The organism is Pseudomonas sp. DE0157 (assembly GCF_007678615.1).
Classification (GTDB): Bacteria; Pseudomonadota; Gammaproteobacteria; order Pseudomonadales; family Pseudomonadaceae; genus Aquipseudomonas; species Aquipseudomonas parafulva_B.
This window is the reverse complement of the sequence record NZ_VEJN01000010.1, coordinates 1-26,873: the sequence shown is the minus strand read 5'-3', so window position 1 is coordinate 26,873 and position 26,873 is coordinate 1. Positions and strand designations below refer to the sequence as shown.

Here is a 26,873-nt window from a genome sequence, read left to right as displayed (position 1 = left end):
TTTAGGCGCCCGAAGCAGTGCTAAGCGTGGGATGGCTTAGTCAGTGGTGATACGCGAATGCTGCTTGGTGTCCTTCATGGTGGCGTACACCAGCAGCGAGCAGGCGATGCAGCCTGTGACGTACCAGTAGAAACCGCTTTCCATGCCGGCGCTCTTGAACCACAAGGCCACGTATTCGGCCGTACCGCCGAAGATGGACACGGTCAAGGCGTAGGGCAGACCAACGCCCAGGGCACGGATCTCGGTCGGGAACAGTTCAGCCTTCACCACTGCGTTGATCGAGGTGTAGCCGCTGACGATGATCAACGCCGCCATGATCAGGAAGAACGCGCCCCACCAGGTCTGGATGGTATGCAAGGTGCTGAGGATCGGCACCGTGAACAGCGTACCGAGCACCCCGAAGGCAATCAGAATAGGGCGCCGGCCGATCTTGTCCGACAGCCCACCCACCAAAGGTTGCAGGCACATGAACAGGAACAGCGTCGCGGCAGAGATAGTGGTCGAATCGCTGATGCTCATCCCGACTGTATTGACCAGGTATTTCTGCATGTAGGTGGTGTAGGTGTAGAAGGCCAGGGTACCGCCCATGGTCAGGCCGACCACGGTCAGCAGTTCCTTGGGGTGGCGCATCAAGGTGCGCATCAGGCTTTCCTTGGCTTTCTCCTTCTTGGTGAACGACGCGGTTTCTTCCATGCCCCGTCGCAGGTAGAGGGCAACCACCGCACACAGGGCACCGATCACGAACGGCACGCGCCAGCCCCAGGCGTACAGTTGCTCGGTGGTCAGGGTCTGTTGCAGAACGATCAGGACCGCCAGGGCGATGAGCTGGCCCGAGATCAGCGTCACGTATTGGAAGCTGGAGAAGAAGCCCCGACGCTCCTTGCTCGCCATTTCACTCAGGTAGGTGGCCGAGGTGCCGTATTCACCCCCCACCGACAACCCTTGCATCAAGCGAGCGACCACCAGCAGGACCGGCGCTGCCACACCGATGGTTTCATAGCCGGGGGTGAGGGCAATCACCAGCGAGCCTGCGCACATCAGCAGCACCGAGGCCATCAGTGCAGCCTTGCGCCCCTTGCGGTCGGCATACATGCCCATCAGCCAGCCACCAATCGGGCGCATCAAAAAGCCCACGGCAAAGATGGCAGCGGTATTGAGCAGTTGAGCCGTGGAATCGCCGGCCGGGAAGAAAGCCTTGGCGAAATACAGCGAGAACGCTGCATAGACGTACCAGTCGTACCATTCGACCATGTTGCCGATCGAACCGCTGAAGATCGATTTGAGGCGACTGGCAGTGGTTCTTGGCGCGGCAGGCGTTGCGGCCGCCCCGTTAGGCAGGGAGGTAGCGTTATCCATCAGGGACACCTTCTCATTGTTGTTGTGAAAGCGCGCAGGGCGCAGCTTGCAGGGGCTTTTGCAGAAGGTGTGCCAAAACGAAGCGCGATTGCTTCATCCGGGTGCACGCTGACGTGGAACCCGTATGGATCATGGCGTTGAGCAGAAGTTGAGATGCACTCAGTACGGCGTGCGCGCAAAGGCGGTTCACCTATATAAGCAAGATTCCGCTCATCAGTGCGTAGATGTAGGCGAGTTTCCGCTTATGGCGCGTTGACGAATTCGTCCCGCACCAGCCCATGGCGCTGCATTTTCTCGTTCAAGGTACGGCGGGGCATTTGCAGGTCCTGCATCACCGCCTTGATCTCGCCGGCATGTTGGCGCAGGGAAGCACGCAGGCACTGCGCCTCGAATGCTTCCACGCGCTCAGCCAGCGACTGCCCGACAGGCGCCTGTTCTGGCATGGGCGAACCGAGCCCCAGCACGTGGCGCTCCGCCGCGTTGGCCAGTTCACGCACGTTGCCTGGCCAATCATGGGTCAGCAGTTGCGCCAACTGCTGACCCGACTGGGGCAGGGCTGTGCGGCCGATTCGGGACGCGGCTGCCTGCGCGAAGTGCTCGAATAACAGGACGATGTCTTCCCGTCGTTCGCGCAAAGGCGGCAGGCGCAACTCTGCAACATTCAGGCGGTAGGCCAAGTCCTCGCGAAAGCGGCCGGCCCGGGCTTCATCGAACAGGTCGGGCTTGGTGGCAGCGATGATGCGCAGGTCCACGCCGATGCTCTGGTTCGCGCCCAGGCGCTCGATCTTCTGGTCCTGGATCACGCGCAGCAATTTGGCCTGTTGCGCCAGGGGCATGCTTTCGATTTCATCGAGAAAGACCGTGCCGCCATCGGCGTATTCCAGCCTGCCGATGCGTTTGCCCTGGGCGCCGGTGAAGGCGCCGCTTTCATGGCCGAACAGCTCGGCCTCGAACAAGGCTTCGGGAATGGCGGCGCAGTTGAGCGCGACGAAAGGTTTGCTGGCGCGTGGGCCAAAGTCGTGCAGGCAGCGGGCGACCTGCTCCTTGCCGCTGCCGGTTTCGCCGCGAATCAGCACGTTCACCGGCAAGGCGGCCAGGTCCAGCACTTGCCGGCGCAACTGCTGCATACCCGGTGATACCCCAAGCAGCGTGGCTTCAAGCCGCGTCCTGAGGTCTGCCTGCTGATGCAGGCGTCGATTTTCCAGCACCAGCTGGCGCTTTTCCAGCGCGCGGCGAAGGCTGCCGAGCAGGTGCTGTGGAGTGAAGGGCTTTTCCAGGAAGTCGTAGGCGCCGCTGCGCATGGCCTCGACCGCCATGGGTACATCACCGTGACCGGTAAGCAGGATCACGGGCAGGTCCGGATCGTCGGCCTGCAGCCGTTCGAGCAGTTGCAGGCCGTCCATGCCAGGCATGCGCACGTCGCTGATGATCACGCCTGGATAGTCCTGGCCGATGTGCGCCAGGCCCTCATCGGCATGGGCAAAGACCTGGACTTCGAAGCCTGACAGGCTCAGCCATTGCTCGACGGCCGTGCGAATACTGGCTTCATCGTCTATGACCATCACTGAGTTCAACATGCAGGCTCCTGATCGCGAGGCAAGGTGATGCTAAGGCGCGCGCCGCCCGGTACGTTTTCGGCCAGCAGCTGCCCACCGGCGTCGTGCACGATGCCATAGGAGATCGCCAGGCCCAAGCCCAGGCCATCACCTACGGGCTTGGTGGTGAAGAAAGGGTCGAAGATCCTGGGCAGGTCCTCGGCCGCGATACCACCCCCCGAATCGAGCACGCTCAGGCGCCAATGCTGCGCATCGGGCTCGATGCGGATTTCCAGCCGCCGGTAGCGCCTGTCTGCCATCGCGTCCAACGCGTTGCTCAGAAGGTTGATCAGCACCTGTTCCAGGCGGATGGCGTCGCCGCGCACCCACGCCGGACGTGCCAGGTACAGGGCCAACTGCACGTCCAGGGCATGCAGGCGCGCCTGCAACAGGTCCAGCGCCTGGTCGACCACGCCGGCCAAGTCCAGGCGCTCGCGCAAGCCGCCTGGGCTGTTACGGGCAAACGTCTTCAGGTGCCCGGTCAGCGATGCCATGCGCGTCAACATCTGCTCCAGTGGTTCCAGGGCCTGACGAGCCTCGTCGTAGCGCCCGTGGTCCAGCAGCAGCTTCAGGGTTTCCAGCTGCATGCGCTGGGTCGTGAGGGGCTGGTTGATTTCGTGCGCCATGGCGGCGGACATCTGCCCCAGGGCCGCCAGCTTGGCCGTTTGCACTAGCCCCTCCTGAGCCGTGCGCAGCTCGCGGGTGCGTTCCTCGACCTGGCGCTTGAGCTCCTCGCGGCTGCGTTGGCGCAGGCGTGACAGGCGCAGGCGCTGGCTGACCAGCAAGGCGGCGAATACCAGGCTCAGCCATACCGCTGCAGCACCCAGGCCGGCATTGCGCGCGTCGGTTCCCACCTGGGGCTTGCGCAGCAGGTGCAGGGTCCATTGCTCGCTTTCCAGCGGCAGGCTTTCCCACAAGAACTCGGTCTCGCCTTGTGGGGCCTGCACCCGGCTGAGGGTGCTGTTTTCAGCGAAACGCGTCAGCACCTGGTGCATCAGCGGTATCAACGGGTGCTTGTCGTACTGACGGGTCTGCGCCAGTTCGGCCCGGTCAGCGCCATCCAATGGGCGCAGTTCCCGGTAACGCCAGCCGTCCTGGTTGGCGATGAAGGTAATGCCACGGGCATCGCTGACCAGCAATATGTCGCTGCCCTGGCGCCACTCGCGCTCAAGCTCGGGAAATTCCAGCTTGACCACCATGGCGCCGAGAAAGCGACCCTGTTCGTCGTTCACCGCGCTGGACAGAAAGTAGCCGGGTACCCCGCTGGTCACGCCAACGGCATAGAAGCGGCCATTACCCAGGCTGCGGGTTTGCTTGAAATAAGGGCGAAAGCCGTAGTTGGAACCCACATAGCTGGTGGGTAGCCGCCAGTTGCTGGCTGCCACCGCCAGCCCGTTGCGGTCGAGCAGTTCGAGGGTGGAAGAGTTGGCTGCACCGTTGATGCGCTCGAGCTTGCGGTTCAGGGCATCCTGGGTTCGCGCCTGGATCGGGCCGCGCAAAGCGTCGATCAGTTCCGGGTCCAGGGCCAGTACTGCAGGCAGGGCCCGATAGCGGTCGATGAGGGTGTGCAAGGCATTGGCATACAGCCCCAGTTGCTGGCTGGCCTGGCGGGCGTCCGCTTCCATGGCCTGGCGTTTGGCCTGGTGCATGGCCCAGCTGGCACAGAGGACGGTACCCAGCACGATCACCAGGGTGATCAGCCCCAGACGCAGGGCGCGAAAGGAAAAAGGCATTGGGAGCAGATCCGCGTGGGTGGGGAAGGAGCCTGCTTTGGCGAAACCGGAGCGCTGCACCGCCGCCCCAGTCTGTCCGCGAAAAGGCCGTCAAGGATCGACACTTACAGCAGTTCGAAGCCCTGCTGTTGCACCGCCTCGGAGTCCAGGCCCACCTGGACGTTGAACGCCCCGGGCTCGGCAACGCGCTGCAGCTGGCCATTATAGAACTTCAGGTCTTCTTCGCTAATGCTGAAGGTCACGGTCCGTGTTTCGCCGGGCTTGAGCATGAGCTTCTGGAAGTTCTTCAGCTCCTTGACCGGGCGGCTCATCGAGGCGGACACATCCTGCACGTACAACTGCACCACCGTCTCGCCGGCCACCTTGCCGGTATTGCGCACCACGATGCTGGCTTGCAACGTGTCCCCGCGCTTGAGCTTGTTGCCAGAAAGCGCGAGCCCCGACAGTTCGAACGTGCTGTAGCTCAGGCCGTAACCGAAGGGATACAGCGGCCCGTTGGGTTCTTCGAAGTACTGGGAGGTGTAGTTGCCGGGTTTGCCAGGTGTGAACGGACGGCCAATACGGGTGTGGTTGTAGTACATCGGAATCTGCCCGACCGAGCGTGGGAAGGTGATCGGTAGCTTGCCGGAGGGGTTGTAGTCGCCGAACAGCACGTCGGCAATGGCGTTGCCACCTTCGGTACCGGCGAACCAGGTTTCGAGCAGGGCATCGGCCTGCTCGCGCTCCCAGCCGATGGACAGCGGCCGGCCATTCATCAGCACCAGCACCAGCGGCTTGCCGGTGGCCTTCAAGGCCTCGATCAGTGCACGCTGGTTGGCCGGTACCTGCAGCGTGGTGCGGCTGGAAGATTCATGGGACATGCCGCGCGATTCGCCGACCACCGCCACGACCACGTCCGCCTGCTGCGCGGCCTTGACCGCTTCGTCGATGAGCACCGCAGGTGGGCGAGGGTCGTCGACGATTTCCGGCGCATCGAAGTTGAGGAAGTTCAGGTAGTCGAGAATGGCCTTGTCACCGGTGACGTTGGAGCCCTTGGCGTAGACCAGCTTGCCCTTGCCCTCGATGGCGCGGCGCAGCCCTTCGCGCACCGTGACCGAGTGGGTGGGGCGCCCGTCTGCTGCCCAGCTGCCCATCATGTCGATCGGTGCGTCGGCAAGGGGACCGACCAGGGCGATGGTGGCATCTTTACTGAGCGGCAGCGTCTGCCTGCGGTTTTCCAGCAGCACCAGGCTGCGGCGCGCCACGTCGCGCGCAGCGTCGCGGTGCAGGCGGTCCTCGCCGTAGTAGTCTTTGAGGTCGTTCTGCGCCGCGCCGATGCGCACGTAGGGGTTCTTGAACAGGCCCATGTCGTACTTGGCGCCCAGCACTTCGCGCACGGCCTGATCCAGCTCTGCCTGGCTCACGTCGCCCGCCTTGAGCAACCCTGGTAGCTCCTCGCCGTACAAGGTGTCGTTCATGCTCATGTCGATGCCCGCCTTGATCGCCAGCTTGGCCGCCTCGCGACCGTCGCGCGCCACGCCATGGCGGATCAGCTCCTGGATGGCGCCATGATCGCTGATGGTCACGCCCTTGAAGCCCCACTCCTTGCGCAGCACGTCGTTCATCAGCCAGGTGTTGGAGGTGGCCGGCACGCCGTTGATCGAGTTCAGCGCAACCATCACACCACCGGCGCCGGCATCGATCGCGGCGCGGTAGGGCGGCAGGTAATCGTTGTACATCTTCGGCAGGCTCATATCGACCGTGTTGTAGTCACGCCCGCCTTCCACTGCGCCGTAAAGGGCGAAATGCTTGACGATGGCCATGATGCTGTCCGGGTTGGCCGGGCTGCTGCCCTGGAACGCGCGGACCATTACCTGGCCGATTTTCGCGGTCAGGTACGTGTCTTCGCCAAAGCCCTCACTGGTGCGACCCCAGCGCGGATCCCGGGCGATGTCGACCATCGGCGCAAAGGTCATGTCCAGTGCGTCGGCAGCCGCTTCGATGGCCGCTGTGCGGCCGACCTTGGCGACGGCGTCCATGTCCCAGGTGGCGGCCATGCCCAGGCCGATGGGAAATATGGTGCGCTCGCCATGTACCGTGTCATAAGCGAAAAACATCGGGATCTTCAGCCGGCTGCGCATGGCCGCGTCCTGCATCGGCCGGTTTTCCGGTGCCGTGCGCGAGTTGAAGGTGCCGCCGATGCGTCCGGCGGCGATCTCCTCGCGGATCTTCTCCCGGGGCATTTCAGGGCTGATGCTGATCAGGCGCAACTGCCCGATTTTTTCGGCCTCGGTCATCTGGCTGATCAGATGGTCGATGAAGGCCTGTTTGTTCTCGAGCGGCGGCGCGGAAGTGGCGGCGACAGCCGCCTGGCTGACCAGGCCCATGGCCAGGCCCAGCAGAGACAGTTTCATCATGAATTCCGTAAGGGGGCCGATGCATGGTCAACGGTGACACATGCATGGGCGAGGTTTTCGGGCGGCTGTTGTTGTACGATTTGCACGCAGATCTTCCTGCGGCGGATTATGCCTGAATCCGCCGCGTGCTGACGAAGCCCCGTACACCGGGAAAACAACTATAAGAACGCTCACGAGAACACGGCATGACCCCGCTTGAACCCTACCAGCAGCGTCAGCTCGCTGAAGCCATGGCCGGTGTTGGCCGGCGCACGGATGTCGCGTTGCTGGCGGTGCTTGCCCGCCGCGCCGATGATTACGCCTATTTCCCACTATTCTGGTCCGCCGTGCTGGCGCTGGCACTGCCAGGCGTGCTGCACGCGGTGCTGGGCTGGCCCAGCGTGCGCGGCCTGATCGTTGCCAATGTGCTGCTGTTCGTAGGCCTCTGCGTGCTGTTGCGCAGCCCGCGCCTGGAACGCTGGACCGTACCGCGGGCTTGGCGCCGCTGGCGAGCGTCGCGCCTTGCCACTCGTCAGTTTCTCGACCTCGGCGCTCAGGCCTTTACAGGCGCCGGATGCGTAATGATCTTCGTCAGCGAGGCCGAGCAGTACGCACAACTGCTGATGGACAAGCAGGCCGCACTCTGCCTTGACGACGCGCTGCGCGTTACGCTCACTGACCGTCTGGCCAGCCAGGTTCGTCAGGGGCAAGCGCTGCAGGGCATGATCGAGTGCGTCGAGGCGTGCGGCCATCGCCTTGGCCAGCAGGCGCCACGCGCACTTGCGTGCAGGCATCTGCCCCAGCCGCTGGTAATCCTCGACTAACGCAACCCTGGCCGACTGTGCGGGGGTGTAGAATACGGCCCCCGCTATTGGAGATACCGTTTGCCCATGTCTGCCCTTTCTACTTCACCGGATGCGCGCGTCCAGTTTCTCGACCTGCTTCGCACCGGCCTGCAGGGCAACACCGTGGTCAAGCTGGTACTGGCGCGGCCTGTCGGCACCGACCCGACCCTGCAACGCATCATCGCCAAGCCCTTGCTGGTCAAGGGACAGGCGAACCTGTCCCTGGTCTACCGCCACCAGACCCGCGACATCACCCGCAACCTGCCGCTCGATGATGCTCTGCAGTGCATCGCCGAACTGTTGCCAGAAGGCTTTCGCAATGCCCACCTGTTCGATGCAGAGGGTGAGCTGCAACTGACCTTCAGCAAGAAGGGCAAGCCCATGCTGCAGCGCCATGGCGCCCAGGCGCCCCGGGAAACCGTTGGCAGCAACGGGCATGACCGTGAGAAAAAGCGCTACCTGGACATTGCCCGACCGTTTCTGCGTGACCTTGGCGTCACGGACGCCCAGGGCGCACTGATCCCGTCGATGTCGCGCAAGTGGAAGCAGATCAACAAGTTCATCGAGGTCTTCGACCACGCCCTGGCCAATGCCCCCTTGTCGAGCGAGCAACGCCTGCGGGTGGCCGACTTCGGCTCGGGCAAGGGTTATCTGACCTTCGCCATGCACGATTACCTGCGCAATACGCTGGGCCGCGATGCCCAGGTAACGGGCGTTGAGCTGCGCCAGGACATGGTCGAGCTGTGCAACGCCGCCGCCGCGCGGCTTGAACACCCAGGGCTGGAGTTTCAGTGCGGCGATGTGCGCAGCGTGGTGCCCGATGCCATCGAGGTGATGATCGCGCTGCACGCCTGCGACGTGGCGACCGACTACGCCATCCATACCGGCATCCGCTGCAACGCGGCAATCATCATGTGCTCACCGTGCTGCCACAAGCAGATCCGCCCGCAGCTGCAAAGCCCGGGCCTGCTGCAACCGATGCTGCAATATGGCCTGCACCTGGGCCAGCAGGCCGAAATGCTCACCGACAGCCTGCGTGCACTGTACCTGGAGGCCTGCGGCTACGAGACCAAGGTGTTCGAGTTCATATCCCTGGAGCACACCAACAAGAACAAGATGATCCTGGCCGTCAAGCGGCGCCAGCCAGCGGATCAGTCAGCCTTGCTGGAGAAGATAGAACAGCTCAAGGCGTTCTACGGGGTGAAGGCGCATTGTCTTGAAACGTTGCTGCGGGCGGATGGGTTGCTTTGAACCTGATGCGCCCCAGCCTTGGATATGCTCATCCTTGCTTCGCTGCTCATGAGCGCGTTTTTATGCTGCAGCCATGCTTGATCAACCAGCTTGGGCAATCAATCACACAGTCGTGCTTGCCAGCCCCAGCGGATGCGTCTGGGCGTCGAAGAAGTGCAGGGCCGTGTCCGGCATGTCTTCGAAGCGGCTGGTGAAATGACGCTTCTGGTTGATGACCGATGCCTCTCCCAAAGGGCGTATGGCAATCGCCAGGTGGCTGGGCCGGGCTGAGCGGATGGCGTCGAGCAGGTGCCGGTCGTTGCTGTCCAGGTGCTGACCGAACAGGCACATGCCCCGGTGTTCACTGGCCAACTGGCCCAGGCTCCAGCTCAGGTAGTCCGAACTACGGATGGCACGCAGCTTTTCGTCGCTGCGCTCTTCGTTGACGAACAGCGGCACTTCACCTGGCACATTCACGGCGAACCCTTCGAGCATTTCAACGCTGCTGGCACTGCGTTGCCGGGTAGTGCCGTCAGGCAGCTTGAGCAGGTGCATGCCACCGTGCAGGTGCAGCACCCGCGTGCCTTGACCCGCCGTTCGGCGCACGTCGAAAAAACCCTGCTCGTCGAACAGTTCGGCAAAGCCCTTCGGATCGTGCTGCACGGCCCAGACCAGCAGCAGGTCATAGTTGCTGGTATAGACGTTGCGGTAGCCGCGCAGGGCCTGGTTGAGGGTGCTCAGGGCGGCTTCGGGCATTGCCGACCAAGGCATGTGCACGGTGCGCACGGCGTGGATCAGCGCCTCCTTGATGGAGTAATAGCGGTTCAGCGGCGCGGTCGAGTTGATGGCCAGCGCAGCGTTGGTACGCACCGTGGTGTTGAGGGCGGTCAGCACTGGTTCGAACAGCTCGGAGCTCAATGACTTGAACAAGGCCTGATCGCTGATGGCCAAGCCCTTCTTACGCCCGGCCCGTTGCGCCTCCTCGTACAGCGAGAAATACCCGAACGGCTTCCAGAAGGCCCGGCTTGCGCCGTTACCGACCATGAGGGTTTCACAGGGGTACTGGTCGGCAAGGTCTGACCAGGGGAGAAGAGTGGCGTCTAGTGCGGGCATGCTGGAGTCCGTAAAGCGGGATCCGGCAGACTTTACCACGTCAAGCCTAGGCCATGAGTGCGCCGCGCCAGTGCTGGCAGCGCGTTGCAGGCTGCATCGGTGAGCTTGACGGCAACTGCAGGGGATTGAAAGTGAACACGAGCGGACTTGAATCCCTCCAAGGTCTTGAGTGGCCACGGGGCAGCGCCTAGCCAGCACCGGCCACACCGACACGTAGATCGTCATGTCTTTACCTGAACAGGAGATCTGTCATGGACACCTATCATGTAAGCCCTGCCAATGACGGGTGGGAACTGAAGAAGGCAGGTGCTGCGCGCGCTTCAAAGCACAGCGCGACCAAGCAAGAACTGGTGGGGTCGCTGGCCACATTCTTCGAGGGCAAGACAGCCTCGGTGAAGATTCACAAGGCCGATGGCACCATCGAGCAAGAGCGCACCTACCCTCGCTCCGCTGACCCGCGGCGCACCAAGGGTTGATACTGGTCAGCGCCGCGCTGCTTGGCATCGACATACACCAGTGCCATGGGCGCGGCCTCTATAAGTGGTTGCTTGCCAGCTTTCTGATCGGCAAGCGCATTCGTGCCAGTGTCGCGATCCAGGCCTACCGGCTGCTGGTCGATACCCATGGCCTGGACACCCCAGGCAAGCTGGCGAGGTGCCCGCATCACACGCTGGTGAAGCTTCTGGGTCAGGCCGGTTACGCCCGCTACGACGAATCCACGGCCCGGCGGCTGCATCGCTTGGGCAGTGGGCTTGAAGCGGAAATGGATGAGGTGTTGCTCAATGCGGCGGTGGACATGGCGCACGCCAATACATGGCTGCTGGGATTTGAAGGCGTGGGGCCCAAGACGCTCGAGATTTTTATGCGGGAAGCGGCGGTGGTACTGCAGCATCAACGTGTGCAGTGAGGATGGGCGGTAGAGGAAGCGTAAGCCATGTGAACGCTGGCTTGAAGATGGAGCGGGTAGAGGGAATCGAACCCTCAACTAAAGCTTGGGAAGCTTTCGTTTTGCCACTAAACTATACCCGCATCTGAGCTGCACTTTTTACCAGAACGTTCGGCAAATTAGAAGCCCGCGTTATAAAAAATGTCTTTTCCCTCCGTGCTCCTGCGCCTTTTCCCTACGTCACAAGGCTCACCTATACGGCAGCGATTTCCTCGAGCGTGAGTTCTCGGTATGCCCCCGGCGGCAGGTTCATGTCCAGCGCGATCGCGCCCATGCGCTCCCGGTGCAGCTTGACCACCTTGTTGTCATAGAACCCGAACATGCGTTTGACCTGGTGGTAGCGCCCTTCGACGATGGCGAGCCGGGCCAGGCGCGGCCCGAGGATCTGCAGGTCGGCCGGTTGGGTCGTCAGGTTTTCGAAAGCAAAGTGAAACCCCTCCTGAAACCGGGCCACATAGTGCTCGCCGATTTCGTCCTGGGTTTCGACCAGGTAATGCTTGGGCAGCTTGGTGGCCGGTTGGGTCAGGCGCCGGGACCACTGCCCGTCGTTGGTCAGGATCATCAGCCCGGTGGTATTGAAGTCCAGGCGCCCGGCGATATGCAGGCCCTGCGCGAGCGCGTCGGGCAGCAAGTCCATGACGGTTGGATGCTGGGGATCGTGGGTGGCGCTGACGCAACCGGGCGGCTTGTGCAGCATCAGGTAGCGTGGCGGGAGGCCCGCCTGCAGCACCTCATCGTCCAGCTCGACCCGGCTGAACGCCCGTACTTCCGTTAGCGGGTCGCTGGCCACTTGGCCATCGAGCCGCACGCGACGTTGAGCCAGCATCAGGCGCGCTTGCTGGCGGTTGCAGGTCGGTAGGTTGGCAAGAAAACGATCAAGGCGCATGGTCGTCACCTGCGGGCGATGCCAATTGGGCCTCGACGCCTGCGCAGCTTGGGCACAGGCAGGCACGGTCGCGCAGTTCGGCAGGCAAGGCCTGCAATACCGCCGGGTCGATGCGCACGTTGTAGCACCAGCAAGCCTGGGTGGCCTGCGCAGGATCGGCCAGGGTGCACCGGTTGAGGGCACCGCAGGCGGGGCAACGTTGATCGTCGTTCATTTCAGGTTTCACTGCAGACACGGTTGCGGCCAGCCTGTTTGGCACGATAGAGGGCGCCGTCGGCGCGGGTCAGTAGGGTGTGCAAGGTATCGCCTGGCTGCAGATGACTCACCCCGATGCTGGTGGTCAGGCGCAGGGGCTGGTCCTCGTAACTGAAGGTCAGTTGCTCGGCGCGGCGCCGGATCTTTTCGGCAGCCTCGTTCGCCTGGCGGGCATCGGCCTCACGCAGCAGCACGATGAACTCCTCGCCTCCCCAGCGGCAGAGTATATCGGACTGGCGAATGCTGCCTTGCAGGACATTGGCAAATTGGCGCAGCACTTCGTCGCCTGCCAGGTGACCATAGGTGTCGTTGAGGGCTTTGAAGTGGTCCAGGTCGATCAGCAACGCCACCAGCGGACTGTTGTCACGCTGGGCCTCGCGCAGCGCCTGGGCGGCCAGCAGGTCGAAGCTGCGCCGATTGGGCAGCCCGGTCAGGCTGTCGAGCGTGGCCAGGGCTTCGGTGCTGGCCTGGTGGCGGCGCACCATCGCATGCATCAGGGCTACCACCACAAGGGTGATCATGGCGCAGATCGCCAGGTTCAGGTACAGCGAATGACGGATCCGGTCCAGCGCCCCGGTCTCGCGTTTGTCCACCAGCAGGTACCAATCCAGTTCCGGCAAGTGGCGCACGTTCAGAAAATGGCTGTGGCCTTCAAGGTCGCGGTATTCATGACTGCCTTCGCCAGGCACCGGCTGGCGTGCCAGCACGCCGCCCAGGTCCGGGCTGTCGACCAGCGACTGGCCGACGCGCAGGCCCTGCGGGCCACCGCCTGAGCCTGTCATCAACACCTTGCCCTGGGCGTCGACGAAGACCACGGATCGCTGATAGCGGTGTTGGTACTGGTCGATCATCCTGACCACGGTGGAAACGCTCAGCCCCACCCCTGCCGCGCCGATGAAGCGATCCTGGTAGTCGTGCACCTTGTAGTTGATGAACACGGTCAGGTTGTCCTGATTGGCCATGTCCAGGTCTACATTGATCTCGTAAGGTGCCGCCTGGTCGCGCAGGCGGAAGTACCAGGCATCGCGCCAGGCCTGTGGCTGGACCTGCTTGAGCACGCCCTTGGCCTGGTAGTAGGTCAGCGTGTGTTCGGAGACGAAAAAGGACGTGAAGATGCCCTGCTTGCCCGTTACCTCGCCCAGATAGCGGGTCATGCGCTGGGCATCCTGCTCACCGGCCAACACCCAGTCTCGAAGGAAAGTGTCCTGGGCCATCATCGAGGCGATCAGAACAGGGCGGATCAGGTCTTTCTGGATTTCCGAATAGACCGTGTCGGAGGTCAGCGGCAATTCGGTATTGATGATGCCGTCACGTATGGCGCTGCGCGAGGAGAAATAACTCAGCAGCGACGTGGCGAGGAAACCGCAGGCCAGCAGCATCAGCAGGGCGGCGACTAACGAACGCTGCGATGATGGAGCGGAGCGTGAAGGCATGATCTTCCCATGATGTGTGCCGGGCCGCACATTCTAGTGTTCCGGGCTTCAAATGACTGCAAGATTTTGTCCAGAAGCCGCAGCTGTATCAAATTATTACCAGTATGGCACTGCACGGGTTGACGCTTGTCTTATTCCATGTCGATCAACGTGTCGTGCATCGACGCTCGGCAGCGTTCGCTGCGCGGGCACCTCAGCGGTCCGGGAGGCCGCCTATGTCCTATCGAATTCTGCTTGTGGCCCTGCTCGGGCTGACGCTTGGCGCCTGTGCGCCGTACGCTGGTCGGTCGACCTACTACCGCTCCGACTATTACGTCACTGACCGATATGTCTCGCCTGGTTACGCGCCCGGCTACTACCGGTACGGTCGTTATCCGGTGGCGCCCCAGCCGCGCTACTACTACCAACCGGTGCCTCGTTACCATGCGCCGCCCGGCTACCGACCGTTGCCGCCGCCCGACGTGCGCCGCTGGCACGGCAACCCGCGCTACGATTACGGTCATCGCCAGCGCTGGGACTACAGGCGCGACCGCGATCGACACGACTACCGCAACGACGGTCCGCGGCACCAGGATGGAGGTCGGCATCAACGCGGCTGGGGCGACAGGGGTGGGCGAGGCCATTGATCAGGTGAGGAGCGCCCGCGCCCGACGCGCCGCTAGTGCAGGTCCGCCAGCGGATGATGGCCTTCCCACGGCGCTTGAAAGTGTGCCTGCACCACGGCTGCGGGCACGTGGTCCACATCCGGCCAGTGCCAGCGCGGTTGGTGATCCTTGTCCAGCAGGCGGGCACGCACCCCTTCGCCGAACTCCGGATGACGACAGCAGTTCAGGCTCATCGCGTATTCCATCTGCAACGCCTGCGCCAGTGACAGGTGTCGGGCCCGCTGAATTTGCTCCCACACCAGATGAGCCGTCAGCGGACAGCCGCCCAGCATGCGCTCGGCGGCTGCCGACAGCAGCGGGTCGTCGTGCTGGCGCAGGCTCGCCACTGCCCGCCAGGCAGCGCCCGCGCAGGTGACATCCAGCAGCGCGTCGATAAGCACGCGCCGCGGCAACCACTGGGCCGCCGGCAGTGCCCGGCGGGCGCAATGCGCCTCAGCCCTGAGCAGGCTGTTGAGTTGCAACGCGGTCTGCTCCTGCCAGTTCATCTGCAGCAGTTCGTCGATCAACGCCGCTTGCCGGTCTTCACCCATGAAACGGTCAGCCAACCCCAAGTCCAGCGCATCGCGCGCATTGATAGGCGCACCGGTGAGCCCCAGGAACAACCCCAGCTTGCCCGGTAAGCGGGCCAGGAACCAGCTGGCCCCCACGTCAGGGTACAGACCAATGCTGATCTCAGGCATGGCCAGTGCGCTGCTGGGGGTCACGATGCGTACGTTGGCACCTTGGAGCAAACCCATGCCGCCGCCCAGCACATGGCCATGGCCCCAGCACAGCAGTGGCTTGGGGTAGGTGTGCAAGGCATGGTCCAGGCGATATTCGGCGGCGAAGAACGATGCAGCCAGCGGTGGCACGCTGCCAGGCTGCTCGCGGCACGCCTGGGCCAGCGCCCGCACGTCGCCCCCGGCGCAGAATGCCTTGGCGCCATTGCCGCGCAGCAGCACACAGGCGATGCCTGGGTCTTGCGCCCAGCTGTGCAACTGCTCGGCCAGCGTCTCTATCATCGGCAGGTCGAGGGCATTGAGCGCCCTTGGCGCATCAAGGGTAGCGATGCCCAGGCGAGCGCCATCGGCGCCTGTCAGTACTTGGCAATGAATGCTCATGGCTTACCTCATTCAAGTCACCGCTCAAGTATGGCCTGCCTGGTCGATCCCGCCGGGCACTGGTCGGATCGTTTGACAAGCGTCGGTGTCACCCCTAGTGTCGCCCCATTGTTTACGGAAGCCCCCATGACTGACGACGATCGCATCAAACTCGAACCCAGTTGGAAAGCCGCCTTGCGTGCCGAGTTCGAGCAGCCCTACATGCAGCAGTTGCGCGAGTTCCTGCGCGGTGAATATGCCGCCGGTAAACAGATCTACCCGCCTGGCCCGCTGATCTTCAATGCACTCAACTCCACCCCCCTGGATCAGGTCAAGGTGGTGATTCTCGGCCAGGACCCCTACCACGGCCCAGGGCAGGCCCATGGCCTGTGCTTCTCGGTGCAGCCTGGCGTGCCCACGCCGCCGTCGCTGGTGAACATCTACAAGGAGCTGCACCGCGACCTGAACATTCCCATCCCCAACCATGGCTACCTGCAAAGCTGGGCCGAGCAGGGCGTGTTGCTGCTCAATACCACCATGACCGTGGAGCGGGGCAACGCGGCCTCCCATGCCAAGAAAGGCTGGGAATTCTTCACCGACCGTATCATCGAGGTGGTCAGCGAGCAGTGTGAGCATGTGGTGTTTCTGCTGTGGGGGGCTCATGCGCAGAGCAAACAGAAGCTGATCGACGGCACCAAGCACTTGGTGCTCAAGTCGGTGCACCCCTCGCCGTTGTCGGCGTACCGTGGGTTTCTTGGCTGTGGGCATTTTAGCCGTGCCAACGGCTTTCTCGAGCAGCGCGGGCTTGCGCCCATCAACTGGGCGTTGCCACCGCTGTGAGCCAGACGGGGCCGTCAGGCCCCGACAGGTCATGCGGGCCGCTTGCTCATCCAGTAACGGAACAAGGGCTCGGCCAGGAACAGCACGAAGAGCAGGCGCATCACTTGCAAAGCAGTCACCAGCGGCACCGACAGTTGCAGCGTTTCGGCCGTCAGGCTCATTTCAGCGATGCCGCCGGGCATCATGCCCAGCGTCAGTGAGCGCAGATCCAAAGCTGTCAGCAGGCTCAAGCCCCAGGCGGCAGCGCCAGCCAGGGCCATGCTCAAGGCTGTGGCCACCAGCGTGCGCCCCAGAAATGCCGGCGCGCGGCGGAAGAATGCACGGTTGAAATGGCAGGCCAGGCCGCTGCCGATCAGCCATTGACCGATCTGACTGGCGCCATTGGGCAGGGCGATCTGCAAGTTGCCGGCAAGGCTGAAGGTGGCTGCCACCAGCAGCGGCCCGAACAGCCATGGGTTGGGCTGTTGCAGCCGCTGCCAGAGCCAGCCAGCTGCCACGCCCAGCGGTGCGATGAGGGCCAGCCAGGCCCAGCTGACGCTGCCGGTGTGGTTGAGCGCTACGCCATCGCCCAACAGCAGCTTGAACAGCGCCGGCACGCACAGCACCACCGCCAGCACGCGCAGGCTTTGGGCTGCGGCCACCTGGCTCAATACCGCGCCATTGCGCGCACCCAGGTTGACCATTTCACCGGAACCGCCTGGCATGCTGGCAAAGAACGCAGTGGCGCGGTCCTCACCCGAGCGGCGCAGCAACCACACCCCAAGCACGCTCGAAACGGTAGTGAACAAAGCGCCGAAGAAGATCAAGGCGAAGTGACTGCCCACTTGCTCGATGACCTGGGGCGTGAAGTGCAGGCCGATGCCAAGGCCAATGATGCATTGCCCGCAGCGCCGGCCATTGGGTATTTCTGGCAGCTGCCAAGGGCTCAGGCAACGTACCGCGATGATCGCCAGCAACGAGCCGACCATCCACGGCAAAGGCCAGCCGACCTTGCTGGCGGCGAAACCGCCAGCAAGGCCGACCAGCCCAGTTGCCCAGTACAGCGGCAACCCACGATCAGGCATCGGCCATGGCCCGGCGCTGCAGGCTACGCTTGCGCCAGATGCGCACCATAGGCAGTGCGAGCATGAGCGCTACCAGTGCCCAGACACCCATGCTGATCGGGCTCGACCAGAGAATGCCTAACTCGCCGTTGGAAATTGACAATGCCCGGCGCAGGTTCTGCTCCATCAGGCCACCCAGGATGAAGCCCAGCAGAATCGGCGAAAGTGGGAAGTCCAGCTTGCGCAGGATGTAGCCCATGATGCCGATGCCGACCATCAGGAACAGGTCGAAAGTGGTGGCATGCACGGCATAGACACCGATCCCGGTGATGATGGCGATCACCGGCACCAGGGCCCAGTTCGGCACGGCCAGGATGCGGGTGAAGATGCGGATCATCGGGATGTTCAGGATCACCAGCATGATGTTGGCGATGAACAGCGACGCGATCAGGCCCCAGACGATGTCAGGTTGCTGTTCGAACAGCAGCGGGCCTGGGGTGATGTTGTAGAGCGTCAGCGCGCCGATCATCACCGCCGTGGTACCTGAACCGGGCACGCCCAGGGTCAGCATGGGCACCAGGGCGCCACAGCAGGAAGCGCCAATGGCGGTTTCCGGTGCCGCCAGGCCACGGGCGTCACCCTTGCCGAACTTGCCGCTGGCACCGGCCATGCGTTTTTCGGTCATGTAGGCCACTGCACTGGCCAGTGTGGCACCAGCGCCTGGCAACACGCCCATCACAAAGCCCAGCAGGCCGCAGCGAATGTTCACCACGAACACCGACGCCGCTTCCTTGAAGTTAAACAGCATGCGCCCGGTGGCCTTGACCGCCTGGTGACCGTGGTGGGTCTTTTCCAGCAGCAACAGAATCTCGCTGATCGAGAACAGGCCCAGCACCAGCACGACGAACTGAATGCCGTCGGCCAGGTGCACGCTGTCACCGGTGAAGCGGTACACGCCACTGTTGGCGTCGATGCCCACCGCCGACAGGAACAGGCCGATCAAGGCGGCGATGAAAGTCTTGAGCGGCTTGTCGCCGGCCATGCCGCCCAGGGCCACGATGGCGAACACCATCAGCACGAAGTACTCGGCCGGGCCGAAGGCGATTGCCCACTTGGCCAGCAGCGGGGCGAACAGCACCATGCCGCAGGTGGCGATGAAGGCGCCGATGAACGAGCTCCAGGCCGACAGGGACAGGGCCACGCCCGCCAGGCCCTGGCGGGCCATCGGGTAGCCGTCCAGGGTGGTCATCACGGTCGATGCTTCGCCCGGAATGTTCAGCAGGATCGAGCTGATCCGCCCACCGTACTCGCAGCCCAGGTACACCGCAGCCAGCAGGATCAGTGCCGACTCCGGGGGCAAGCCCAGGGCGAAGGCGATGGGGATCAGCAGGGCCACGCCATTGATCGGGCCCAGGCCCGGCAGCAGGCCGACGACGGTACCGATCAGCGTGCCGGACAGGGCCGTGACCAGGTTGTAAGGGGACAGGGCGACGCCGAAGCCCTGGCCCAGGTAGCTCAAGGTATCCATGTGTCAGTTCTCCAGTACGCTCAGCAGGCCAAGGGGCAGGGGCACGTCCATGACGCGGTCGAACAGCCAGTAGAGGAAGAGGCTCATGCCGACCACGACGATGGCGCTGTGCAGCCAGCGACCGCCATACAGGCGTGCCATGGGCACACCGGCCAGGATGGCGCTGAGGATGAAGCCAAGGGATTCGAAGGTGGCCGCGAAGATCAGCAGCAGGCCGATGCAGGCGGCGATCTTGGTCAAGGTCGCCTTGTCCAGCGCCGGCTCGTCGTCTTTGTGCACGATCGGCGTGGGGCGGATCGCCATGTACAGCAAGCCCAGGCTCATCAGGCCGAGCATCAGCAGCGGGTAGGCACGCGGGCCTACCGGCTCATAGGAAAACGCCGCCTGATAAGGCCAGGCCATCACGGCCAGGGCGGCGCAGACGGCCAGCAGAATCAGGGCGAAGATGCGTTGCAGGATCATGGAGGAATCCTCGGTAAGTAGCGATGGGAGCGGCACACCCGTGAACCTGGGCCAAGGCCCAGGCTAGGCACGGCAGCGTCTGCCTGCTCCCGCCAGGAAAGCCCAGTGGTCTGGATTACTGGACCAGGCCGAATTCCTTGGCCAGCATCTTGTAGTCAGCGACTTGCTTCTTGACGTAGCCATCGAGCTCTTCACCCGTCATGGCGAAGGGGAACAGTTCGCGCTGGTCACGCAACTTGGCGAAGTCTTCGGAGGCCAGCATCTTGTCGAACGATGCTTTCCACCAGGCGTAGTCTTCGTCGCTCACTTTCGGGCCGAGGTAGAAGCCGCGCACCACAGGCCAGACGATGTCGTAGCCCTGCTCCTTGGCGGTGGGGATGTCCTTCATGGCCGGGTCGTCCAGGCGCTTTTCCGAAAACACGGCCAGCAGGCGCATGTTGCCGCTCTCGATGTGCGGCATGGAGTCGGAAATGTCGGTGGAGCCTACCTGGATATGGCCACCGAGCAGTGCGGTGGCAATTTCGCCGCCGCCTTCGAGTGCCACGTAGCGCAGGTCGCGTGGGTTGATGCCGGCTGCCTTGGCGATCAGGGCGGTTTGCATCCAGTCTTGGCTACCTACGGTGCCACCGGAGCCAATCACCACCTTGCTCGGGTCTTTCTTCAGGGCAGCGACCAGGTCGTCGAGGGTTTTGTAGGGCGAGTCGCTCTTGACCGCGATTGCGCCATAGCTGGTGCCGACGGCAGCCAGCCATTTCACTGCATTTTCATCGAAGCGACCAAACTTGCCCTGGGCCAGGTTCAGCAGCGAACCGCTCGACCAGGCCACCAGAGTCCCGGCATCGGCAGGGCGCTGTGCCACCACGGCGTTGTAGGCCACGGCGCCGACACCGCCCGGCATGTAGGTCACGCGCATGGGCTTGCTCAGGATCTTCTCCTGCACCAGGGCGCTTTGCACCAGCTTGCAGGTCAGGTCGAAGCCACCGCCAGGCGAGGCCGGGGCGATGCACTCGGGGCGTTTGGGTTCGGCGGCCAGGGCATTGCCTGCCAGTAGTAGGCAACCGGTTGCCAGTACGATATGGCGCAGTGAAAAGGTCATGGTCTATCTCCGTAGGCGTTGTTGTTATCGGGTTACCACAGGGCGACGCTGTAGCTCACCAGCAGCCGCACTTCGTCGGCGTCACGGGCGAAATTGGAGCGGAAGGTCGCGTTTCGCAGGCGCACCGCCACATTCTTGAGCGGGCCGTTCTGCACCACGTATTTCAGCTCGGTATCGCGTTCCCATTCCTTGCCCTCGCCACCGCTGGCACGGCTGACGTTGTCGCCGCTGATGTAGCGGGTCAGGAACGTCAGGCCGGGCACGCCGAGTGCGGCAAAGTTGTAGTCGTAGCGGGCCTGCCAGGAACGCTCGTCGGCATTGGCGAAGTCGTTGATCTGGACGAAGTTGACCAGGTATGGGTCGGCGCCATCGACATAGGGGAACGCGCTGTCGCCGGTCAGCTGCTGCCAGCCGGCGCTGAACTTGTGCCCGCCCAAGGCATAACTGACCATGCCGTTGAAGGTGGTGTTGTCGATGCTGCCGGCCCTGGCAGCGCCTGCGTCATCGCTCAGCGCCAGGCGCAGGTCGAAGGCCAGTGCGCCTGGGCCCACGGCTTGGGTGGCGAGCAGGCCGATGAAGTGCTGGCGGTAGATGTCGTCCAGTTGGGCGAAGTGGTAGCTGCCGGTCAGCCGGTCGTTGAACTGGTAGTCCAGCCCGGCCAGGGACAGGTTGTCTGCGCTGAACGAGCCACCGAAGCGGCCGTTCTTGTTGTTCAGTGCCAGGTCTTCCCAGTTGGTGTCGTCACGGTCCTTGGCCTTGTCCAGGCGCCCGCCGGTGATGGTCAGGCCCTTGATTTCCTTGGAGGTGAGCAGCCCGCCTTCGAATGTCTGCGGCAGAATGCGGCCATCGTTTGGGCGCAGGGTGGGCAGGGAAGGGATCAGCGTGCCGATCTTGAGTTCGGTTTTGGAAATCTTGGCCTTGGCGGTCAGGCCGAGCTTTGAGTACTCGTCGGCAGCTTTGCCGTTGTCATGGGTCGGCAGCAGTCCGCTGCCGGTACGGTCTGGGCTTGAATCGAGCTTGATGCCCATCATGCCGAGCGCATCTACGCCGAAGCCTACGGTGCCTTCGGTATAACCGGATTCGAGGTTGAGCATGAACCCCTGGGCCCATTCGTCGCGCTTGGATTGTTGCGCACTGGTGCCATCGCGAAAGTCGCGATTGAAGTACATGTTGCGGGTTTCGAAGGTGGCCGTGCTGTCTTCGAAAAAGGCGGCCTGGCTGAGCGGGGCGACGCCGGCGAGCGCGAGGGCGCTGGCAATGGCGCTGGGGCGTGCGGCAAAGGAACGAGCAGGTGCGAATGCCTGCGGCTGCAATGACAGCATCGTTGTGGCTCCGTTTCTTGTTCTTATTCGATTGCACCTTGCTGGTGCTTTATTCGGCGCTCGGGGCGACCGTGGTGCGATGCTAGGTAACGAACCTTTCGCTAACCTTTCAGCGTGAAAGGTTTGTCGAGCCGGCTTCACAGGTCGCCGCGGCGGGGTACACTCCGCGCCATCGCCCCACCGAACAGGGACAATCCGATGCGTGTGTTGCTGGTAGAAGACCATCTGCAATTGGCTGACAGCGTGGCCCAGGCCCTGAAAGGTCTAGGCCTGACGGTGGATGTGCTGCATGACGGGGTAGCTGCCGACCTTGCGCTTGGCAGTGAGGACTACGCCGTGGCCGTGCTCGACGTGGGCTTGCCGCGTATGGATGGCTTCGAGGTGCTGGCACGCTTGCGCGGGCGTGGCAAGACCGTGCCGGTACTGATGCTCACCGCCCGTAGCGACGTCAAGGATCGGGTCCATGGCCTGAACCTGGGGGCTGACGATTACCTGGCCAAGCCGTTCGAGTTGACCGAGCTTGAGGCACGGGTCAAGGCGCTGCTGCGCCGTAGTGTGCTGGGGGGCGAGCGCCAGCAGCGCTGCGGGCCGCTGGTGTATGACCTCGATACCCGGCGGTTCACCTTGGGTGAAGCGCCGTTGTCCCTGACCTCCCGCGAGCAGGGGGTGCTCGAAGCCTTGATTGCCCGGCCGGGCCGGGTGATGAGCAAGGAACAGTTGGCGGCCCAGGTGTTCGGCCTGGACGAGGACGCCAGCCCCGATGCCATCGAGATCTACGTCCATCGCCTGCGCAAGAAGCTCGATGGCCATCCGGTGGCCATCGTCACCTTCCGCGGCCTGGGGTACCTGCTCGAGCATCGCGATGCGTGAAAACATCAGCCTGCGTGGGCGCCTGCTGGGCAATCTGGCGTTGCTGCTGGTGGTCCTGATGCTGGCCAGTGGGCTCAGTGCCTACTGGAACGGCCGTGAGGCAGCGGACACCGCCTACGACCGAACCCTGCTGGCGTCCGCCCGCACCATCGCCGCGGGCCTGTCGCAACGCGACGGCTCGTTGAGCGCAGATGTGCCCTATGTAGCGCTCGATACCTTTGCCTACGACAGCGCTGGACGCATCTACTACCAAGTCCTGGACATCAACCAGCGGCTGATTTCAGGGTATGAAAAGCTGCCGCCTCCGCCGCCTGGCACCCCCCGCACCGATGACTATCCCGCCCTGGCGCGATTCTATGACGCGACGTATCTGGGACAGAACGTGCGAGTGGTCAGCCTGCTCAAAGCGGTGAGCGAGCCGAACATGAACGGCATGGCGGAAATCCGCGTGGCCGAAACGGATGAGGCGCGGGTGAGCATGGCTCGCGGCCTGATGGGCGATACGTTGCTGCGCCTGGGCATGTTGGCCTTGGGCGCTTTGGTGATGGTGTGGTTCGCTGTCAGTGCGGCGCTGCGACCGCTCGAGCGCCTGCGCACAGCGGTCGAAGAGCGCCAGCCGGACGATCTGCGCCCGTTGCCGGTGGTGCAGGTGCAGCCTGAGCTGCGGCCACTGGTAGGGGCGCTCAACCATTTCACCGAACGTCTGCGTGCACAGTTCGAGCGCCAGGCGCAGTTCATCGCCGATGCTGCCCACGAGCTGCGTACGCCCTTGGCGGCGCTCAAGGCGCGGGTGGAGCTGGGTTTGCGCGCCAGTGAACCGCAGCAGTGGCATCAAACGCTGGAAGCGGCGGCCCAGGGCACCGACAAATTGACGCACCTGGCCAACCAGTTGCTTTCACTGGCACGTGTGGAAAACGGCGCGCGCGCAATCGCCGAGGGGGGCGCCCAGCGCTTGGACCTCAGCCAGCTGGCGCGCGAGCTGGGCATGGCCATGGCGCCGTTGGCGCACAACCGCGGGGTTGCGCTGGCCCTCGAGGCGCAGGCGCCGGTATGGCTCAAGGGCGAGCCAACGTTGCTCAACGAGCTGTTGAGCAACTTGGTCGACAATGCCCTGGCCCACACCCCCAAGGGTGGCAACGTCATCCTGCGCGTGCTCGCGCCTGCGGTGCTCGAGGTGGAAGACGACGGCCCCGGCATTCCAGAGGCCGAGCGCGAGCGGGTGTTCGAGCGTTTTTATCGCCGTAGCGCCCAGGGCAGCGGGTTGGGCCTTGCGATCGTGGGAGAGATCTGCCGGGCTCACCTGGCGCAGATCAGCCTGCATGATGGTGACAACGGCGGGCTGCGCGTGCGGGTGAGTTTCATCGCTGACTGAGCGCAGGCGGCCGGAGTAGCCGGCGGCCAGACAGTGTGAAGCCCTCAGCGCAACAAGCTTCGGGCTTCGAGCAGGTCCTCGGCGTGCAGCTCGCTGCCCATGGGCAGGCCCAGGTGTCGGTAGGCTGGCAAGGCTGCCAGCGGCCTTTCCCGACCACGTTGGCTGACACAGCGAGCGATCTGGACCACATCGATGTAGTCGATGCGGTCGGTCTGCCGATCCAGGTCCTGAACCAGGCCAGGCAGCTTGACCAGCTGTTCGGGGAACTCCCAGGCCTTGAGTATCTTGTCGCCCAGGACGGGCTGGATCAGTTCGATGACATGGTGCAGGCAGACCGGATCGGACAGCAGTTCGTTGTGCTCCTCGGCGTAGATCAGTACCGGCAGCGCGCCGATCTGGTTGACCAGGCCGCCCAGTGCCGCCTGATCAGGCTTGAGCCGCGTGTAGCGCCGGGCCAACTCGTAGCTCATCCCCGCGACTTCGAGGCTGTTGGCCCAGATTTCGCGCAGTTTCTGCTCCACGGCAGGCGAGCGCGCATGGAAGATCTGCTCGATGACCAGGCCGATGGCCAGGTTGCAGCTGTAGTTGATGCCCAGGCGGGTGATCGCCGTGTGCAGCTCGGTCACCTCGACCGTGGCTCGCAGCAGCGGGCTGTTGACCACCTTGATCAGGCGTGCCGACAAGGCGGCATCGCGGCCGATCACCCGGCTCAAGGCCGCCACGCTGATCTCGCTGTCTTCCGCAGCCTCGCGGATGCTCAAGGCAACCTCAGGCAAAGTCGGAAGTACCAGGTCATCCTTTTCAATGGCATCCAGCAATTGCGCCTGGACCATTTCGGCCAGCTTGTTCATGGACATGTCTACCGCGGTGGTGAAGCGGCCCCGCTGTCGTGGCAGGGCGGGGCTGGTCAGCGCTGGATTTCCCTGTCGCGGTCCAGTTCGTAGGGCAGGGGCAGCACCTGCAGGCGCGGGCCTTCGAGATGACCCAAGTGCAGGTTGCCATCTTCCACGGCATCGGCTGCGATCACGGCGAGCAGTTCACAGCCAGTGCCGGTACTGGCCGCCATCACCACGTCGCCCACCGAGGAGCCATGCACGGGGGAGAACAGCTGCTCCCCGGCTGCCGGCAGGGCTTGCTGATCGATGGCCAGGCGGTACATGCGACGCTTGAGCTTGCCCAGGTACTGCATGCGCGCAACGATTTCCTGGCCGGTGTAGCACCCTTTCTTGAAGCTGACACCATCTACGGCTTGCAGGTTGATCATTTGCGGAATGAACTGCTCGCGGGTAGGGCCCAGCACCTGGCCGATGCCGGCGCGTATCTGCCCTAGCAGCCATGGGTTGAGGTCAACTTCGGGCAACGTACCGGCCAGGGTCTTGCGCACCTCGCCTGACAGCTCCGCCGGTGCCCAGAGTTCAGCGCGACCTGTGCTGACCGTTACAGCGATCAGCCCTTCTCGCCGTGCAGTGCTGCCGGCTTCAGGTGCCAATTCCAAACCCAGCGCCGCAAGCGCTGCCTGGCCGTCGTGCAGGCCGAAACGCACCCAGGCGGCGCTCTCGTCGGTCAGGGTGGCCTTGGAGAATACGGCGTACTTCTTCAGGTCGGCCAGTTGCGGCTCCAGCAGTTCACTGGCCATGGCCAGGAGGTAACCGTTGCCTTCGGGCAGAATCCTGAAACTGGACTGCATGCGCCCCTTGACCATGCAACGTGCGCCAAAGCTGGCGTATTCGGGGCTGAGGTAGTTGATGTTGCAGGTCAGCTGGCCCTGCAGGAACTTGCCTGCATCGGAGCCGCGGACAGCGAGAATGCCTTCGTGGGACAGAGGGCAGAAGAAAGCGGTATCGGCCATGGGTCATCGCGGTGGCTTAAAGTCTGGGGCCATCATAGAACGCCGGTAACAAAATAGGTAGGTGACTTAGACCAACAGCTGGCTGTCGCTTCGCGCGGCTGACTGTATACTGGCGGGCCACTCGAGGAGGGCCCCATGGTCGAACAAACTGAACTCAACCGGCTTTTCTGGCACAGCCGCCGAGGCATGCTGGAACTGGACGTCCTGCTGGTGCCTTTCACCCAGGAGGTCTACCCCACCCTCAACGAAGCCGATCGTCAGTTGTATGTTCGGCTGCTGAGCTGTGAGGACCAGGACATGTTCGGCTGGTTCATGGAGCGTACCGAGTCCGAGGACCCGGAGTTGCAGCGCATGGTTCGCATCATCCTGGACCGTGTCCAACCCAAGTGAGTGGTTCGAATGCCGCTGGCAGGGCTCACGCCTGTTGCTGGCGGCCTACCTGATCTGCCAGGTACTCGCCTGGTTCGCCGTGCTTGTCAGCCCATTACCGTCCTGGTTGGGGCTGCTGGTGGTCGCCGCGTGCATCGTCCATGCGGCCTGGGCTATTCCGCGTCGTATTCTGTTGACCCATGTTCAGGCTGTCACCGGGCTGCGCCTTGATGGGGCCGGCTGGTGGGTGTTTTCCCGCGCTCGGGGGTGGCAGCCGGTACGGCTGTGTCGTGACAGCATCGCGTTGCCGTGGCTCGTGGTGCTGAGATTCATCCCTGTTGGGGCGTGGTGGGGGCGCAGCCAGTGTGTGCCCAGGGATGCGCTTGGGACAGATGAGCATCGGCGTTTGCGGGTAAGGTTGAAGTTCAGCCGCAGGCGCTGGGTGGCGCCCATACAGCCCTAACGACCGAGCCGAGCGCCGCGTCTCCTCGCTCTCGCTCTCGCTCTCGCTCTTGCTTTTAAGCGCGCGGTAGCCCAGGCGCCGCAGATCGCGACTTCAGGAGGCCGAGCGCAGGGCTTGCGGAGGGAGGTGACAGGCATGGATGCCTGTC

General features: G+C 63.5%; 26 protein-coding genes and 1 tRNA gene. 10 read left to right on the top strand and 17 right to left on the bottom strand.

What is annotated here, in order from left to right; all coding sequences use genetic code 11:
- Positions 1–36 precede the first annotated feature (36 nt).
- From FS777_RS13980 to bglX, 4 genes are all read right to left on the bottom strand, one after another.
- The gene (locus FS777_RS13980; protein WP_058603230.1) at positions 37–1,356 is read right to left on the bottom strand and encodes an MFS transporter; all 1,320 of its coding nucleotides are present in this window, start codon (positions 1,354–1,356) and stop codon (positions 37–39) included.
- Between the two features lie 242 nt (positions 1,357–1,598).
- A complete protein-coding gene (locus FS777_RS13975) occupies positions 1,599–2,933 on the bottom strand; it encodes a sigma-54 dependent transcriptional regulator (protein ID WP_145256066.1) in 1,335 nt (444 codons plus the stop codon).
- Positions 2,927–4,684: an ATP-binding protein gene (locus FS777_RS13970; protein ID WP_145256062.1), complete on the bottom strand. Its 1,758-nt coding sequence runs from the start codon at positions 4,682–4,684 to the stop codon at positions 2,927–2,929. Before FS777_RS13970 ends, FS777_RS13975 begins: the two co-directional genes overlap by 7 nt.
- Before the next feature lie 104 nt (positions 4,685–4,788).
- On the bottom strand, positions 4,789–7,080 hold the full coding sequence (bglX, locus tag FS777_RS13965; protein ID WP_058637105.1) for a beta-glucosidase BglX: 2,292 nt from the start codon (positions 7,078–7,080) through the stop codon (positions 4,789–4,791).
- Between the two features lie 185 nt (positions 7,081–7,265).
- Between bglX and FS777_RS13960 the strand changes: the two genes are divergently transcribed.
- Entirely contained in the window at positions 7,266–7,883 is a 618-nt protein-coding gene (locus FS777_RS13960; RefSeq protein WP_078478072.1) for a hypothetical protein, read from the top strand.
- 66 nt (positions 7,884–7,949) lie between these two features.
- Positions 7,950–9,155, top strand: coding sequence for an SAM-dependent methyltransferase (locus FS777_RS13955; protein WP_078478073.1), 1,206 nt, complete (start codon positions 7,950–7,952; stop codon positions 9,153–9,155).
- Between the two features lie 102 nt (positions 9,156–9,257).
- Here the strand turns inward: FS777_RS13955 and FS777_RS13950 are convergent, their stop codons facing one another.
- Entirely contained in the window at positions 9,258–10,247 is a 990-nt protein-coding gene (locus tag FS777_RS13950) for a DUF4917 family protein (protein ID WP_058637102.1), read from the bottom strand.
- A 251-nt stretch (positions 10,248–10,498) separates the two neighbouring features.
- Between FS777_RS13950 and FS777_RS13945 the strand changes: the two genes are divergently transcribed.
- On the top strand, positions 10,499–10,723 hold the full coding sequence (locus tag FS777_RS13945; RefSeq protein ID WP_078478074.1) for a DUF2188 domain-containing protein: 225 nt from the start codon (positions 10,499–10,501) through the stop codon (positions 10,721–10,723).
- Positions 10,720–11,154, top strand: coding sequence for a DNA methylase (locus FS777_RS13940; protein WP_145256058.1), 435 nt, complete (start codon positions 10,720–10,722; stop codon positions 11,152–11,154). Before FS777_RS13945 ends, FS777_RS13940 begins: the two co-directional genes overlap by 4 nt.
- 48 nt (positions 11,155–11,202) lie before the next feature.
- On the opposite strand, the gene FS777_RS13935 is transcribed toward FS777_RS13940, so the two are convergent.
- The 4 genes from FS777_RS13935 to FS777_RS13920 form a co-directional block, all read right to left on the bottom strand.
- A tRNA-Gly gene (locus FS777_RS13935) sits at positions 11,203–11,276 on the bottom strand.
- A gap of 110 nt (positions 11,277–11,386) precedes the next feature.
- Entirely contained in the window at positions 11,387–12,079 is a 693-nt protein-coding gene (locus FS777_RS13930; RefSeq protein ID WP_058637100.1) for a pseudouridine synthase, read from the bottom strand.
- Positions 12,069–12,293: a cysteine-rich CWC family protein gene (locus FS777_RS13925; protein WP_058603200.1), complete on the bottom strand. Its 225-nt coding sequence runs from the start codon at positions 12,291–12,293 to the stop codon at positions 12,069–12,071. The genes FS777_RS13930 and FS777_RS13925 overlap by 11 nt, the downstream gene beginning before the upstream one ends.
- 1 nt (position 12,294) lies before the next feature.
- Complete coding sequence (locus tag FS777_RS13920) at positions 12,295–13,767, bottom strand: diguanylate cyclase domain-containing protein (RefSeq protein ID WP_058637099.1); 1,473 nt, start codon at positions 13,765–13,767, stop codon at positions 12,295–12,297.
- Positions 13,768–13,982: 215 nt separating this feature from the next.
- Between FS777_RS13920 and FS777_RS13915 the strand changes: the two genes are divergently transcribed.
- Positions 13,983–14,393, top strand: coding sequence for a hypothetical protein (locus FS777_RS13915; RefSeq protein WP_058637098.1), 411 nt, complete (start codon positions 13,983–13,985; stop codon positions 14,391–14,393).
- A 32-nt stretch (positions 14,394–14,425) separates the two neighbouring features.
- Here FS777_RS13915 and FS777_RS13910 read toward each other — a convergent pair whose 3' ends face one another.
- Complete coding sequence (locus FS777_RS13910; protein WP_058637097.1) at positions 14,426–15,532, bottom strand: enoyl-CoA hydratase/isomerase family protein; 1,107 nt, start codon at positions 15,530–15,532, stop codon at positions 14,426–14,428.
- A gap of 126 nt (positions 15,533–15,658) precedes the next feature.
- Here FS777_RS13910 and ung point away from each other — a divergent pair, with 126 nt between their 5' ends.
- Positions 15,659–16,351: a uracil-DNA glycosylase gene (gene ung / locus FS777_RS13905; protein WP_023534412.1), complete on the top strand. Its 693-nt coding sequence runs from the start codon at positions 15,659–15,661 to the stop codon at positions 16,349–16,351.
- A gap of 29 nt (positions 16,352–16,380) precedes the next feature.
- Here ung and FS777_RS13900 read toward each other — a convergent pair whose 3' ends face one another.
- From FS777_RS13900 to FS777_RS13880, 5 genes are all read right to left on the bottom strand, one after another.
- A complete protein-coding gene (locus FS777_RS13900) occupies positions 16,381–17,415 on the bottom strand; it encodes an AbrB family transcriptional regulator (protein WP_058637095.1) in 1,035 nt (344 codons plus the stop codon).
- Positions 17,408–18,922: a tripartite tricarboxylate transporter permease gene (locus FS777_RS13895; protein ID WP_078478077.1), complete on the bottom strand. Its 1,515-nt coding sequence runs from the start codon at positions 18,920–18,922 to the stop codon at positions 17,408–17,410. Before FS777_RS13895 ends, FS777_RS13900 begins: the two co-directional genes overlap by 8 nt.
- 3 nt (positions 18,923–18,925) lie before the next feature.
- Positions 18,926–19,384 carry a tripartite tricarboxylate transporter TctB family protein gene (locus tag FS777_RS13890; RefSeq protein ID WP_058603193.1) on the bottom strand — a complete coding sequence of 153 codons (459 nt, stop codon included), beginning with the start codon at positions 19,382–19,384 and terminating at the stop codon, positions 18,926–18,928.
- A 115-nt stretch (positions 19,385–19,499) separates the two neighbouring features.
- Positions 19,500–20,480 carry a tripartite tricarboxylate transporter substrate binding protein gene (locus FS777_RS13885; protein ID WP_058603192.1) on the bottom strand — a complete coding sequence of 327 codons (981 nt, stop codon included), beginning with the start codon at positions 20,478–20,480 and terminating at the stop codon, positions 19,500–19,502.
- A 32-nt stretch (positions 20,481–20,512) separates the two neighbouring features.
- Positions 20,513–21,802 (bottom strand): OprD family porin, encoded by a 1,290-nt coding sequence (locus tag FS777_RS13880; protein ID WP_145256055.1) that lies wholly within the window; start codon positions 21,800–21,802, stop codon positions 20,513–20,515.
- Positions 21,803–22,000: 198 nt separating this feature from the next.
- Between FS777_RS13880 and FS777_RS13875 the strand changes: the two genes are divergently transcribed.
- Both FS777_RS13875 and FS777_RS13870 read left to right on the top strand, forming a co-directional pair.
- Entirely contained in the window at positions 22,001–22,672 is a 672-nt protein-coding gene (locus FS777_RS13875) for a response regulator (protein WP_078478079.1), read from the top strand.
- Positions 22,665–24,044 carry a sensor histidine kinase gene (locus tag FS777_RS13870; RefSeq protein WP_058639953.1) on the top strand — a complete coding sequence of 460 codons (1,380 nt, stop codon included), beginning with the start codon at positions 22,665–22,667 and terminating at the stop codon, positions 24,042–24,044. Before FS777_RS13875 ends, FS777_RS13870 begins: the two co-directional genes overlap by 8 nt.
- 44 nt (positions 24,045–24,088) lie before the next feature.
- Here FS777_RS13870 and FS777_RS13865 read toward each other — a convergent pair whose 3' ends face one another.
- Positions 24,089–24,895, bottom strand: coding sequence for an HDOD domain-containing protein (locus FS777_RS13865; protein ID WP_058603188.1), 807 nt, complete (start codon positions 24,893–24,895; stop codon positions 24,089–24,091).
- A gap of 56 nt (positions 24,896–24,951) precedes the next feature.
- Complete coding sequence (locus tag FS777_RS13860; protein WP_145256052.1) at positions 24,952–25,893, bottom strand: folate-binding protein YgfZ; 942 nt, start codon at positions 25,891–25,893, stop codon at positions 24,952–24,954.
- A gap of 135 nt (positions 25,894–26,028) precedes the next feature.
- Between FS777_RS13860 and FS777_RS13855 the strand changes: the two genes are divergently transcribed.
- Positions 26,029–26,283, top strand: coding sequence for a succinate dehydrogenase assembly factor 2 (locus FS777_RS13855; RefSeq protein WP_058603186.1), 255 nt, complete (start codon positions 26,029–26,031; stop codon positions 26,281–26,283).
- Complete coding sequence (locus FS777_RS13850; RefSeq protein ID WP_145256049.1) at positions 26,267–26,725, top strand: protein YgfX; 459 nt, start codon at positions 26,267–26,269, stop codon at positions 26,723–26,725. Before FS777_RS13855 ends, FS777_RS13850 begins: the two co-directional genes overlap by 17 nt.
- Positions 26,726–26,873 lie beyond the last annotated feature (148 nt).